The sequence below is a fragment of the Pseudoduganella sp. jia 9 genome (assembly GCF_055502615.1).
In genome coordinates, this window is record NZ_JBUPWE010000001.1 from 98,658 (window position 1) to 111,262 (window position 12,605).

Annotated in this window: 12 protein-coding genes; 7 read left to right on the forward strand and 5 right to left on the reverse strand. The window is 64.1% G+C overall.

Annotation, left to right across the window (positions count from 1 at the left end):
- Positions 1-10: 10 nt before the first annotated feature.
- Positions 11-760 carry a DeoR/GlpR family DNA-binding transcription regulator gene (locus ACY34H_RS00425; protein ID WP_464975514.1) on the reverse strand — a complete coding sequence of 250 codons (750 nt, stop codon included), beginning with the start codon at positions 758-760 and terminating at the stop codon, positions 11-13.
- 95 nt (positions 761-855) lie between these two features.
- Between ACY34H_RS00425 and ACY34H_RS00430 the strand changes: the two genes are divergently transcribed.
- From ACY34H_RS00430 to ACY34H_RS00450, 5 genes are all read left to right on the forward strand, one after another.
- Positions 856-1,551: an NUDIX hydrolase gene (locus tag ACY34H_RS00430; protein ID WP_464975515.1), complete on the forward strand. Its 696-nt coding sequence runs from the start codon at positions 856-858 to the stop codon at positions 1,549-1,551.
- Positions 1,552-1,679: 128 nt separating this feature from the next.
- A complete protein-coding gene (rsmD, locus tag ACY34H_RS00435; protein ID WP_464975516.1) occupies positions 1,680-2,312 on the forward strand; it encodes a 16S rRNA (guanine(966)-N(2))-methyltransferase RsmD in 633 nt (210 codons plus the stop codon).
- Positions 2,313-2,396: 84 nt separating this feature from the next.
- Entirely contained in the window at positions 2,397-2,888 is a 492-nt protein-coding gene (coaD, locus tag ACY34H_RS00440; protein WP_130186883.1) for a pantetheine-phosphate adenylyltransferase, read from the forward strand.
- A 10-nt stretch (positions 2,889-2,898) separates the two neighbouring features.
- Positions 2,899-3,156: a YfhL family 4Fe-4S dicluster ferredoxin gene (locus tag ACY34H_RS00445; protein ID WP_130186882.1), complete on the forward strand. Its 258-nt coding sequence runs from the start codon at positions 2,899-2,901 to the stop codon at positions 3,154-3,156.
- Positions 3,157-3,263: 107 nt separating this feature from the next.
- Positions 3,264-3,872 (forward strand): chalcone isomerase family protein, encoded by a 609-nt coding sequence (locus ACY34H_RS00450; RefSeq protein WP_464975517.1) that lies wholly within the window; start codon positions 3,264-3,266, stop codon positions 3,870-3,872.
- 85 nt (positions 3,873-3,957) lie between these two features.
- Here ACY34H_RS00450 and ACY34H_RS00455 read toward each other — a convergent pair whose 3' ends face one another.
- Entirely contained in the window at positions 3,958-4,215 is a 258-nt protein-coding gene (locus ACY34H_RS00455) for a hypothetical protein (protein ID WP_464975518.1), read from the reverse strand.
- Positions 4,216-4,353: 138 nt separating this feature from the next.
- Here ACY34H_RS00455 and ACY34H_RS00460 point away from each other — a divergent pair, with 138 nt between their 5' ends.
- Positions 4,354-5,322, forward strand: coding sequence for a LysR family transcriptional regulator (locus ACY34H_RS00460; protein WP_137315453.1), 969 nt, complete (start codon positions 4,354-4,356; stop codon positions 5,320-5,322).
- A gap of 65 nt (positions 5,323-5,387) precedes the next feature.
- Here the strand turns inward: ACY34H_RS00460 and ACY34H_RS00465 are convergent, their stop codons facing one another.
- Entirely contained in the window at positions 5,388-6,938 is a 1,551-nt protein-coding gene (locus ACY34H_RS00465) for a methyl-accepting chemotaxis protein (protein WP_464975519.1), read from the reverse strand.
- 40 nt (positions 6,939-6,978) lie between these two features.
- Positions 6,979-7,434, reverse strand: a complete 456-nt coding sequence (locus ACY34H_RS00470; RefSeq protein ID WP_130186877.1) for an Lrp/AsnC ligand binding domain-containing protein — start codon at positions 7,432-7,434, stop codon at positions 6,979-6,981.
- 239 nt (positions 7,435-7,673) lie between these two features.
- On the opposite strand from ACY34H_RS00470, the gene putA reads away from it, so the two are divergent.
- Positions 7,674-11,309: a trifunctional transcriptional regulator/proline dehydrogenase/L-glutamate gamma-semialdehyde dehydrogenase gene (putA, locus tag ACY34H_RS00475; RefSeq protein WP_464975520.1), complete on the forward strand. Its 3,636-nt coding sequence runs from the start codon at positions 7,674-7,676 to the stop codon at positions 11,307-11,309.
- 201 nt (positions 11,310-11,510) lie between these two features.
- Here the strand turns inward: putA and ACY34H_RS00480 are convergent, their stop codons facing one another.
- Positions 11,511-12,266 carry a 5'-methylthioadenosine/adenosylhomocysteine nucleosidase gene (locus tag ACY34H_RS00480; protein ID WP_464975521.1) on the reverse strand — a complete coding sequence of 252 codons (756 nt, stop codon included), beginning with the start codon at positions 12,264-12,266 and terminating at the stop codon, positions 11,511-11,513.
- Between the last annotated feature and the right edge of the window lie 339 nt (positions 12,267-12,605).

Sequence of the window (12,605 nt, forward strand, 5' to 3'; positions counted from 1 at the left end):
CGCCAGGCGTCTACAGGACCCGAATACCCAGGTCGCGGTAGGCCGCCAGCTCGGCTTCCGGTACCGCACCGGCCGTGATCAGCGTATCGATGCGGCTCGCCTCGCACACCACGTACGAAGCGGCCGTGCCCAGTTTTTCCGGCGTGACCAGCGCCACCACATGCTTCGATGCGTTGACGATCGCGCGCTTGACAGCTGCTTCCTCCGCATCGGCCACGGTCAGGCCGGCTGTCGGGTGCAAGCCATACGTGCCGATGAAGCAGACATCGGCCAGCAGCTGGCGAAAGAAATCCACCGTCTCCACGCCCAGGTTGACGCGGTACGCCGCGTGCACGCGTCCGCCCGCCATGCGCACGTCGATGGCCGGGTGTTCGAGCAGCGCCAGCGCGGCCGGCAGGCTGTGGGTGGCCACCGTCAGCTTGCCGATGGCGGGCAACTGGCGCGCCAGCCAGCCCGCCGTGGTGCCGCCGTCGAGGATGACCAGCTGGCCCTCGGCCACCAGCGCCAGCGCTTTCTGCGCGATTTCCTGCTTGGCTGGCGCATCGTGCTGTTCGCGCGCCTGGTAGGCGTTCGGGATCGGCGAGGGCAGCAGGGCGCCACCGCGGATCCGCGTCAGGGCGCCCTGGCGGGCCAGCTCGTCGATATCGCGGCGGATCGTGTCTTCGGAAACATCGAGTGCCGCGCTGAGTTCGCCCAGTTGCACCTGGCCGTGGCGTTGCAGCTTATCGAGGATGCGGCGGAAACGTTCGTGCTTGAGCATGGTTGAGACATCAGAAGGTATGCGGTATTTTGCGACTTATTGCAATAATCTGCAATAAAAGATAGGCTAACGCTATTCTTTCTCTGGAGCCGACCATGAATGCCGACCTGTCGCTGACGCCTTCCGATCCCGCTACAGCCACCGCCACCGGTGCGGCGCAAGGCGGCATGTGGCTCGGCATCGCGCAGCGCCTGCAGGCCCTAGCGCAGGCGGGGCTGGCCTACGATCCGCATGTGTTCGACGCCGAGCGCTACCAGGAAGTGCTGGCGCTGAGCCAGCAGATGCTGAGTCACCTGACGGACCAGCCCGTGGCACAGCTGCGGGATGCCATCGCCCTCGAGCGCGGCTACCCGACACCGAAGGTCGACATCCGCGCCGTGCTGTTCAACGGCACCGACCAGGTGCTGATGGCGCGCGAGAAGCACGACGGCGGGCGCTGGTCGCTGCCGGGCGGCTGGGCGGACGTCGGCTGCACGCCATTCGAAGTGGCCGTCAAGGAAGTGCGCGAAGAAACCGGCCTGGACACCGAAGCGGTACGGCTGCTGGCCCTGTGGGACAAGCGCGTCCACCCCCATCCGCCGCAGGCATGGTACGTGTACAAGGCGTTCGTGCTGTGTCGCCCCACCGGCGGCGCGCTGCTGGCGGACACTCCTGAGACAACCGAAGTGCGCTGGGTAGCGCGACACGAGCTGCCTGGGCTGGCCATCTCGGTCGACCGCGTCACGCTGTCGCAGCTGGAAACGCTGTTTGCCTTCGCAGAAAACCCGGACTTGCCGACCTTGTGCGACTGAAACATTGCCCAAAACCGGGGTCTGACCCCGAAGGTTGGAAATATTTCCCGGGACTGGGGTCAGACCCCGGTTTTGGGCAACTATTTGACGTGATATAGTGCCCGCCTCATTTTCGCGTCACGTTTGCCATGCAAAAGAAAAAGCCCGCCGCCAAAGTTCCCGTTCACGGTCCGCAGCATGCGAAACAGGTGCGCATCATTGGCGGGAGCTGGAAGCGCACGCCGTTGCCGGTGCTCGAGGCGCTGGGGTTGCGGCCGACGCCGGACCGGGTGCGCGAGACGGTGTTCAACTGGTTGAATCACCTGAAGGGCGACTGGGGCAACCTGCGCGTGCTGGACCTGTTCGCGGGCAGTGGCGCGCTGGGCTTTGAAGCGGCCAGCCGCGGGGCGCAGCAGGTGACGATGGTGGACGCGAACGCGGCCATCGTGCGGCAGCTGCAGGCGATCCAGGAGAAGCTGAACGCGACCAATATCGTGGTGCAGCGTGCCGATGCGCTGGCGCTGGCGCAATCGCTGGCGCAGCGCGGCCAGAAATTCGACGTGATCTTCCTCGATCCGCCCTACCAGCAGGATTTCCTGTCGCGCGGGTTGCCGCTGTGCGACAAGCTGGTCGTGGAAGGCGGCCTCGTCTATGCCGAATCCGGCCTGCCCCTGGTGTCCGACGACGGCGACGCGCCGGACTGGCTGGACAACTGGGAAGTGGTGCGCCAGGATAAGGCCGGCATGGTGCACTTTTACCTGTTGCAACGCCGGGCGGTATAAGCCTGCAACAGGCCCCGGCGCTGAAGGCGGCCCCTGTTTCAGGCATAATGCGCGTCTGATTCGTGCAAAAAACAGGGACCCACAATGGTTGTAGCCGTTTATCCGGGAACGTTCGATCCGCTGACCCGTGGTCACGAAGACCTGGTGCGCCGCGCATCGGGCCTGTTCGACACGCTGGTGGTCGGCGTGGCCGACAGCAAGAACAAGCACCCGTTCTTCACGGTCGAGGAGCGCCTGGAAATCGCCAACGAAGTGCTTGGCCATTATCCGAACGTGAAAGTGGAGAGCTTTTCCGGCCTGCTGAAGGATTTCGTGCGCCAGCACGATGCGCGCGTGATCGTGCGCGGCCTGCGCGCCGTGTCCGACTTCGAGTACGAATTTCAAATGGCGGGCATGAACCGCTACCTGCTGCCGGATGTCGAGACGCTGTTCCTGACGCCGTCGGACCAGTATCAATTCATCTCGGGCACGATCGTGCGCGAGATCGCCCAGCTGGGCGGCGACGTGTCGAAGTTCGTGTTCCCGTCCGTCGACCGCTGGCTGCGCAAGAAAATCGCGGCAAACGAGGCCGCATAGAGGTTCTACCATGGCTTTGATGATCACCGACGACTGCATCAATTGCGACGTTTGCGAGCCCGAGTGCCCGAACGAAGCGATCTACATGGGTCCGGAAATTTACGAAATCGACCCGGACAAGTGCACCGAATGCGTCGGCCACTTTTCGGAACCGCAGTGCCAGCAGGTGTGCCCGGTGGCGTGCATTCCCTTCAACCCGGAATGGCGCGAATCGGAAGACCAGCTGCGGGCGAAATATGAACGCCTGGAAGCGGCCAAGGCCGCCTAGAACGACGCTTGAAGCAGCCTCGCCACGAAAAAGCATGATCGTGCGTGAACCTGGCAGGGCAGTGGTATAGTGCAACGGCACTTCCACAACACCCATCCGGAGACACCATGAACCCTTCCCGCAGACTGGTCCTGCACGGCGCCTGCGCGCTTCTGCTGGCCGCCGCCTTGCCCTCCCTGCCCGCCGCATTTGCCGCCTCTGCTGCGACCGACGTGGCTGGCGTGAAGTTCGACGACACCGCCACCGTCCACGGCCAGCCATTGAAGCTGAACGGTGCCGGGCTGCGCACGAAAGTCATCTTCAAGGTCTACGCGCTGGGCCTGTACCTGCCGGAAAAGAAGACATCGGTCGCCGATATCCTGGCGGCGCAGGGGCCGCGCCGCATCCAGATCGTCAGCCTGCGCGACCTGACGTCGCAGGACTTCGGCGATGCGTTCATGAAGGGCCTGAACGCGAACACGGACGCCGCCGAACGCGCGCGCCTGCTGCCGCAAACCAAGACGTTCGGTGAAATGTTCGCCGCCATTCCGGGCCTGAAGAAGGGCGACGTGCTGCTGGTGGACTGGATTCCCGGTACCGGCACCGTCTGCACGCTGAACGGCCGGAAAATCGGCGAAACCGTGCCGGACGTGGCGTTTTATAACGCGATCCTGCGTATCTGGATCGGCAATGAACCGGCCGATACGGACCTGAAGCCGAAACTGCTGGGCGGTTGACGGCGTGTTTATGCCGCGGTGGGTCTAAAAACAAAAACCCGGGACAGACCCGGGTTTTAATTCAACATTATTGAAACTTGAAACCTCAGGCACGCGAGGCCAGGGCTTGCAGCTCGGCCGCTTCGCTGGGGGAGGCTTTGTGCGAATTCATCATCCGCTTGAGCATGGCGGCATCGCGCATCTGGCGGCGTTGCAGGCGTTGTTCCTTCGTCAGTTTCGGTTTCACGACCAGCACGGCAGCCAGCGCCAGCCCGCGCAGCAGCGGCTTGAACAGCACCAGGAAACCCACCGCCAGCGCGCAGGCCAGCAGTACCTGCAGCGCATCGCCTACACTCAGCGGCAAGAATTGGGTTGCGGAAACGAAATTGAACATGTTTTTCTCGGTTTACGTATAGAATCTATCGTAACTATAGTGCAGCGCAACATATCAATCCAATTTCGTTTCCCAATATAAATCATCACTTTTCTGAATGACTGAATCATGAGCTTCCTGACACTCGATTTGAACCTGCTGCGTGTTTTCGATGCCGTGATGACGGAGCAAAACCTGACCCGGGCCGCCGGCCACCTGGCGATGACGCAGCCGGCAGTCTCGAACGCCATCAAGCGCCTGCGCGAAAGCCTGGGAGACGAATTGCTGATCCGCACCGCGTATGGCGTCAAACCCACGCCGCGGGCGGAAGCGCTGTGGCCTTCGGTGCGCAGCGCGCTGGCATCGCTGGAAGCGGCGGTGGCGCCGGGCTCGTTCGATGTGTCGAAAGCCCATGCCACGTTCCGCCTGGCCATGGCCGACGCCACCGCGGCCTTCTTCCTGCCATCGCTGATGCGCTCGATCGAAGCGGAAGCGCCCGGCATCAATGTGCGCATGGTCCCGCTGACCACCCGCGAACCGCGCCCGATGCTGCTGCGTGGCGACATCGACCTGGCCGTCGGCTTCTTCCCCGGCGTGGCGGCACAGCTCTCCTATGAAACGGCATCGCCGATCCGCCACGAACGGCTGTATTCCGGTATCTACGTGTGCGTGATGCGGCGTAACCACCCGCTGGCCAAGGAAGAGCTGACGCTGGACAACTACTGCGAGGCCAACCACCTGCTGGTGAGTTTCTCCGGCCGCGCGCATGGCCTGGTGGACGAGGCGCTGGCGCAGCTGCAGCGCGAACGCCGCATCCTGCTGACGGTGAACCAGTTCTTCACGGCCGGCCGCGTGGTGGCCAACTCGGACCTGATCACCGTGCTGCCGAAGCACCTGATCGCCTCGACCGGCATGACCGACGCGCTGGTGTACAAGGAATTGCCGTTCACGCTGCCCGCCGTGCACCTGGACATGCTGTGGCACGAACGCGATGCCCGCAGCCCCGCCCACAAGTGGCTGCGCGCGCAGCTGGAAAGCATGCAGCAGGTGGCGCAGCGCATTGCGCCGGGCACCTTGCCGAAGGCCGATACGCACTGATCGTTCGACCTCCCTCAATTTATTTCCTCAAAAACAGGATCCGTCCCTGTTTTTGAGGAAACGCTTCATTTCCCTTCCGCCGACCTGTAGCCGATCCGGAAACCACCCCAGTGCCTGCCGTGCACCTGGATCGGCGCGGACAGGTCGTGCATCACTTCCCCGGTATCGCGCTTGTACGTCTGCAGCAGGAACGGCCGCGTATTGCTGCCGCAGCGCTGGCCCGTGCGGTCGGTGAAGATGCGTTTGGTGCGGTTGTTGACGATGTCCACGTCGTAATTGCCGGTCAGCGGCTGCGAATATTTCTTGTTGTGTGTCGGGAAATAGCCGCCGGCGTCGACGGCGCCGGCGTACGCCAGGTGCGGCATCGCGGCCAGCAAGCCTTCCTGCAGCGGCGGCAGCACGCGGTCGGTAAAGGCGTCGAAGCGCGTCGTGAACTTGGCCGGATTGGTGCCGGGGATCGGCTGGTAGCGGCGGTCGAACAAGGCCTCGCGCGTGATCTGGCCCTTGGCGATGGCTTCCTCGAAGATCCGTCCCACTTCGGCCGCGGCACGCTGCGCCGCGGCGCGCACCGCGTCGTGCGAAGTAGGCACGTCCGCCTCGGCCAGCGCGCCGGCGATGATTTCCGCGCGGTCGGCCAGCGCCATCGCCGACGCCGCCACGCGCGGCAGTTCATGGTCGGTAGCCAGCATGCCGTCGCGAATGCGCGCGATCGCATCGGCAACCACCTGGGCGGTCGCCACCTGTTCGCGCGAGGCACGGGCGATTTCATCGATTTCCTGTTCCGCGCTGCCGGACGATTGCTCGATCGTCGCCAGCAGGCCGTGCACGGTGCGCACGTTGCCGGCCGCCGCGGTGACGGCCTCGGCCAGCGATGTCATGCCGGTGCTGGCCCTTTGCGCCTCGTCGTTGATGGCCCGCACCATCTGGCTGATCTCGTCGGTCGCCGCCTTGGTGCGCTGGGCCAGCTGGCGCACTTCGCCGGCCACGACGGCAAAGCCGCGCCCCTGTTCGCCCGCGCGCGCCGCCTCGATCGCGGCATTCAGCGCCAGCAGGTTGGTGCGGGCGGATATCTCGGAAATCGCGTCCGTGAAACCGGCGATGCGGCCGGCTTTCTCGCGCAGCGCGGCCATCGTGTCCGCCGCCGTCCGCGCGGCCGTGCTGGCGCCGGAAATGCGCGCCAGGCCATCGTCCGCCTCGGCACGGCCAGCCACGGTTTCCTCGCGCACGCGGTGCGCCACCGCTGAGGCGCGCTCGGCATTGGCGGCGATCTGCCCGGTCGTGGCGGCGTTCTGGCGAGTGGCGGCAGCGATGCTGCCGGCGGTGTCGACGTCGTCACCGATCTTTTTCTTGATCGAATCGACAAAATAGGAGGTTTCGGCGGCACCGATCATCAGGGCATCGATCTCGTTGCCGACGGTGGCGGCAAAACGGCGCGGGCCGTCATCCCGGCCGCCGGCCGCGGCAACGCGGGCAATCCGCAGGGCAATGGCGGCAATCAGTGCCGCCATCAATGCCGGCCCCAGCCCCGCCGTGCCGAACATCAGCCAGGCGGGTATGACTCCAGCCGCGACGGCGCCAACGGTCCATCCCGCTTGTTGCAATGCTGCACGCTGCATTTCGTCTCCTCCGGCGCGGCGCCGTGGAGACGGGCCGTGCTCATTTGATGGGCAACTTGCTGGTGTTCTTGACTTCTTCCATTACCGCATAAGTATGGGTCTCGCGCACGCCTTTTTGCAACAATGTTTTCCCCAGGAACTCCCGGTACGCGGCCATGTCTTTGACCCGCGCCTTGACCAGGTAATCAAAACCACCGGCCACCATATGGCATTCGAGCACCTCGGGAATCAGTTGTACGCTATGCTTGAAGGCATCGAAGACTTCCGGCGTCGTGCGGTCCAGCACCACTTCGATGAACACCAGCAGCGAGACGTCGAGCAATTGCGGGTTCAGCTGGGCGGTATAGCCCAGGATGTAGCCTGAATCGTGCAGCTTGCGCACCCGTTCCAGGCAGGCCGCCGGCGACAGGTTGACGCGTGCCGCCAGCTCCACGTTGCTGATACGGCCGTCACTTTGCAATTCCATCAGGATTTTTTTACTGATCTTGTCCAGCATCGTATATCCCCACCTTTAATTTTATTTGGTTAAATTCTCTCATCAAAAATGTTGTATGGCTAGCCCCCAGCATTACCAGAATTAATCCAGAAGAATCCCGCATACAATCGAATCATTGGCAACAGCCACCCGATCCGGCCAAAAGCGCCGCCAGAACACGCTCCGCAGACCTCGTTTGCCGGGCGTGTTTTGCTAACAGGTCGGCGCTGGCCCCTCAACCTTCGATAAAGATGCTTCCCATGAATGCCCCAGTTCCTTTCAGCGCCCTGCAGGCCGAAATCCTGCGCGACCCGACTCCGCTGCGCGCCGCGATCACCGCGGCTTACCGGCGCGACGAGCGCACCGCCGTGCATTGGCTGCTGGCACAGGTGCGCGACCGTGGCGCCGATGTCACGCAGGAGTCCCAGGCCCTGGCGCGCCGCCTGGTGACGGCGGTACGTGAAAAGCGTACCCGTGCCTCGGGCGTGGACGCGCTGATGCACCAGTTTTCGCTATCGTCCGACGAAGGAGTGGCGCTGATGTGTCTGGCCGAGGCGCTGCTGCGCATTCCCGACCGGGCCACGGCCGACCGCCTGATCGCGGACAAGATCAGCAAGGGCGACTGGCGCAAGCACCTGGGCGAATCGCCGTCGCTGTTCGTCAACGCGGCGACCTGGGGCCTGCTCGTCACGGGCAAGCTGGTCAATTCGTCGAGCGAGGAAAAGCTCGGTTCGGCCATCACGCGCCTGGTCGCCAAGGGCGGCGAACCGCTGATCCGCAAGGGCGTCGACCTGGCGATGCGCATGCTGGGCAACCAGTTCGTGACCGGGCAGACGATCGACGAGGCGATCCGCAATGGCCGCGACAACGAAGCGCGCGGTTATCGCTACTCGTACGACATGCTGGGCGAGGCGGCGCTGACGGAGGCCGATGCGGCGAATTACTATGCCAGCTATGAGCAGGCGATCCATGCCATCGGCCGTGCCGCGAATGGCCGCGGCATCCGCAACGGCCCGGGCATCTCGGTCAAGCTGTCGGCGCTGCATCCGCGCTACAGCCGGGCACAGCGCGAGCGCGTGATGGCGGAACTGCTGCCGCGCCTGCGCGCACTGGTACTGCTTGCCAAAGGCTACGACATCGGCCTGAACATCGATGCGGAAGAGGCCGATCGCCTGGAACTGTCGCTGGACCTGATGGAAGCGCTGGCGCACGACCCGGACCTGGCCGGCTTCGAAGGCATCGGCTTCGTCGTCCAGGCGTACCAGAAGCGCTGCCCGTTCGTCATCGATTTCCTGGCCGACCTGGCGCGCCGCAGCGGCCGCAAGTTCATGGTCCGGCTGGTGAAGGGAGCGTACTGGGATGCCGAAGTCAAGCGTGCCCAGGTGGAAGGCATGCCGGGCTACCCGGTGTACACGCGCAAGGTGTACACGGACGTGTCGTACCTGGCCTGCGCGCAGCGCCTGCTGGCCGCCACCGACGTGATCTATCCGCAGTTCGCCACCCACAATGCGCAGACGCTGTCGACCATCTACACGTGGGCAAAGCGCGACGGCATCGACGACTACGAATTCCAGTGCCTGCACGGCATGGGCGAGACGCTGTACGACCAGGTCGTGGGCAAGGACAAGCTCGGCAAGGCCTGCCGCATCTATGCGCCGGTCGGCACCCATGAAACACTGCTGGCCTACCTGGTGCGCAGGCTGCTGGAAAACGGCGCCAATTCGTCGTTCGTCAGCCAGATCGTCGACGAGAGCATTCCCGTCGATGCGCTGATCCAGGATCCGCTCGAGAGCGCGCGCCGGCAGGGCGGTGCGCCGCATCCGGCCATCGCGCTGCCGCGCGACATGTTTGGGACCGAGCGCAGCAATTCCGAAGGCATCGACCTGTCGAACGAGGATGTGCTGCGCGACGTGTCGCAGGCGCTGGCCCAGCCGCGTGCGTGGATGGCGGCACCGCTGCTGGCCGGCCCGGCGCAGGCGGATCAGCCGGCCCAGCCGGTATGCAACCCGGCGCAGCACGGCGATATCGTCGGCCACGTGACCGAAGCGACCGCGGCCGACGTGCAACAGGCACTGGCCAGCGCCAGCAGTGCCGCAATGGACTGGCAGACGGTGGAACCGTCGGCACGCGCCGACGCGCTGATGCGCGCGGCGGACCTGTATGAAACCCACAAGCTCGAACTGATGGCGCTGGCGATCCGCGAAGCGGGCAAATCGCTGCCGAACGCCATTGCCGAGGTGCGCGAGGCGGTCGATTTCCTGCGCTACTACGCGCAGCAGGTCCGGCACGAACACAATGCGCTGGCGCTGGGGCCGGTCACCTGCATCAGCCCCTGGAACTTCCCGCTGGCGATCTTCACCGGGCAGGTGGCGGCCGCGCTGGCTGCCGGCAACGTGGTGCTGGCCAAGCCGGCCGAGCAGACGCCGCTGATCGCGCACCGCGCCGTCGAACTGCTGCACGAAGCCGGCATTCCCCGCGCCGCGCTGCAGTTCCTGCCGGGCCGCGGCGACGTGGTCGGTGCCGCGCTGTGCAGCGATGCCCGTGTCAAGGGCGTGATCTTCACCGGGTCCACGGAAGTGGCGCAGCTGATCAACCGCGTGCTGGCGCAGCGCGCCGTCGTGGAACACTGCGACATTCCGCTGATCGCCGAGACCGGCGGGCAGAATGCGATGATCGTCGATTCGTCGTCGCTGCCGGAGCAGGTGGTGCAGGATGCCATCTCGTCCGCGTTCGACAGCGCCGGCCAGCGCTGTTCCGCGCTGCGCGTGCTGTTCCTGCAGGACGATATCGCCGACAAGACGATCCGCATGCTGAAGGGCGCCATGAGCGAACTCAGGATCGGCAGTCCGGACCGGCTGGTGACCGATATCGGCCCCGTCATCGATGCCGAAGCCCGGCAGAACCTGCTGGCACACATCGAGCAGACCAAGCGCACCTGCGTCGCGCATTTCTCGCTGGGATTGCCGGAAGGCGAGCAGGGCACCTTCGTGCCGCCGACGGTGCTGGAAATCCGTTCGCTGGCCGAACTGACGAAAGAAGTGTTCGGGCCGGTGATGCACGTGATCCGCTACAGCCGTGCCGACTTGCCGAAGGTGGTCGACCAGATCAACGCCAGCGGTTTCGGCCTGACGCTGGGCGTGCATTCCCGTATCGACGAGACGATCGATTACATCGCGTCGCGTGCACATGTCGGCAATATTTATGTGAATCGCAACATCGTCGGTGCCGTCGTCGGCGTGCAGCCGTTCGGTGGCGAAGGGAAATCGGGTACCGGGCCGAAAGCGGGCGGTCCGCTGTACCTGAAGCGGCTGCAGCGGGCCGCGGCGCCGGTGCAGACCCATGCGCGGCAATCGACGCCGAGCGTGGATGCGCTGCTCGTGTGGCTGCGGGCCAAGGGCAAGGACGCACTGGCCACGCTGGCCGAACAATACGTGCGCTCGACGCCGCTGGGCACGGAAATCCTCCTGCCGGGGCCGACCGGAGAACGTAATACGCTGCGTTACGAAGCGCGCGGCACGATCGCCTGCTTTGCCGATACCCAGGATGCCTTGCTCAACCAGCTGGCCGCGACGCTGGCGACGGGCAACCGTGCCGTGGTCGTGGCCCATGCGACGTCGCTGGTGCCGGCCGACCTGCCGCCCGCGGTGCAGGACCGGGTGCACGTCGTCGGCAACCTGGAGGCGCTGAAGGACAGCTTCCAGATCGCCCTGGTGGAATCGTCGCTGACGGCGCAGGTGAGGGTGCCGCTGGCCGGGCGCGATGGCGCGGTGGTCGGCGTCATCGACACGACACCGGAAAATGCGATCCCGCTGTGGCGGCTGATTGCCGAACGGGCCTTGTGCGTCAATACGACGGCGGCAGGTGGCAATGCCAGCCTGATGACCCTGGGCGCATAACGGCGTTCATTGCATGGTTTGCAAACAGGAATGGCGCCTTCGGCGCCATTTTTTTCGTCGTGCCTGTTCAGCGCTCTTCCGAATGCCTCCAGAAACGATTCTAAAGGCCCGTGACGGCGTTGCCAGGCGCAGTTCGTGCCCTGGACGGTTACCGGCCTCGCGTTGCCTGCAGGGCCGCCTGAAGCGTTCCCGGATGCTTGCCTAGCCGGCATGACTCCGGCAGAAGTTTTCAATGATGCCGAATGCATAACGTGACGCGACGTTTTTCACGAAGGCCATGAAGTCGGTCGCGGCATTTTCGTTGGCATTGTCCGAGATCGTGCGGATGACCGCGAAGGGAATGCCCAGCTCGAAACACACCTGCGCCACCGCGGCGCCTTCCATCTCCACCGCCAACAGCCCCGGCAAGGCGTTTTTAAGGGCCGCCAGGCGCACGCCGTCGTTGATGAACTGGTCGCCACTACCGATGAGGCCGCAGTGCAGCGTGGCGCCGTTCTCGCCTTCCAGGAAGCTGCCCGCGGCGACGGCGAGCCGTCCACTCAAGGCCAGGTCGCTCGGCAAGTGCGAAAGACCTGTCAGCGGCACCTCGAAGCGGGGAAACAGCGGCGCGGCATCCATGTCGTGCTGAACCAGCGATTCCGCGATCACGACGTCGCCAACCCGCACATTGAAATCGGCGCTGCCTGCCACGCCGGTGAACAGGATGTGGGTAACTCCGAACCTTTCCACAAGCATTGTGGCCGTCATGGCCGCGGCCACCTTGCCGATGCGCGACAGCACGGCCACGGTTTCCACGTTCCACAAGCTGCCCACCGTGTATTCGCGCATGCCGTGAACGGTCCGCTCAGTGTTTTCCATGGCCTGGATCAGGCCTTCCTGCTCTTCTGCCAAAGCGGAAATGATGCCCAGGCGAATGTGCTTGCCTGGAATTTGACTGTTGGTTTTGTTTGTCGACATGGATTCCAGGATACTGGACAGCGCTTTTCCCTGCTTTTGAGCTACTGGTTTACAAGACCAAGAATAAATATAAAAGCTGGTAGTAGATAGTAAACCGGGAATCTTCTGTGGATAAGGCTGTTAACATCCACAAAATCAGCTGTTTACGTGTCCCGCAACCGCTCGGATAAGGATTGTATCCGAGCCGGATGAGTTCTGAACAAAAAAGCCGCCTGCACCTTTCAAGGCAGTTTACGCACATCCGATCCTGTGGATATGCATCACTTTATCCACAGAAGCCCTGATTTCCCCTCGTTTTCGCACCTCGAAGACCTGCCGGCAAGGCGTCCAGCAGCAAAA

What these genes read in the sequence shown, in the direction of transcription:
- ACY34H_RS00430 (WP_464975515.1), top strand. Translation starts at nt 856, where the DNA reads ATGAATGCCGACCTGTCGCTGACGCCTTCCGATCCCGCTACAGCCACC.
- ACY34H_RS00450 (WP_464975517.1), top strand. Translation starts at nt 3,264, where the DNA reads ATGAACCCTTCCCGCAGACTGGTCCTGCACGGCGCCTGCGCGCTTCTG.
- ACY34H_RS00445 (WP_130186882.1), top strand. Translation starts at nt 2,899, where the DNA reads ATGGCTTTGATGATCACCGACGACTGCATCAATTGCGACGTTTGCGAG.
- ACY34H_RS00425 (WP_464975514.1), bottom strand. Translation starts at nt 760, where the DNA reads ATGCTCAAGCACGAACGTTTCCGCCGCATCCTCGATAAGCTGCAACGC.
- ACY34H_RS00465 (WP_464975519.1), bottom strand. Translation starts at nt 6,938, where the DNA reads ATGCAGCGTGCAGCATTGCAACAAGCGGGATGGACCGTTGGCGCCGTC.
- putA (WP_464975520.1), top strand. Translation starts at nt 7,674, where the DNA reads ATGAATGCCCCAGTTCCTTTCAGCGCCCTGCAGGCCGAAATCCTGCGC.
- coaD (WP_130186883.1), top strand. Translation starts at nt 2,397, where the DNA reads ATGGTTGTAGCCGTTTATCCGGGAACGTTCGATCCGCTGACCCGTGGT.
- ACY34H_RS00460 (WP_137315453.1), top strand. Translation starts at nt 4,354, where the DNA reads ATGAGCTTCCTGACACTCGATTTGAACCTGCTGCGTGTTTTCGATGCC.
- ACY34H_RS00480 (WP_464975521.1), bottom strand. Translation starts at nt 12,266, where the DNA reads ATGTCGACAAACAAAACCAACAGTCAAATTCCAGGCAAGCACATTCGC.
- ACY34H_RS00470 (WP_130186877.1), bottom strand. Translation starts at nt 7,434, where the DNA reads ATGCTGGACAAGATCAGTAAAAAAATCCTGATGGAATTGCAAAGTGAC.
- rsmD (WP_464975516.1), top strand. Translation starts at nt 1,680, where the DNA reads ATGCAAAAGAAAAAGCCCGCCGCCAAAGTTCCCGTTCACGGTCCGCAG.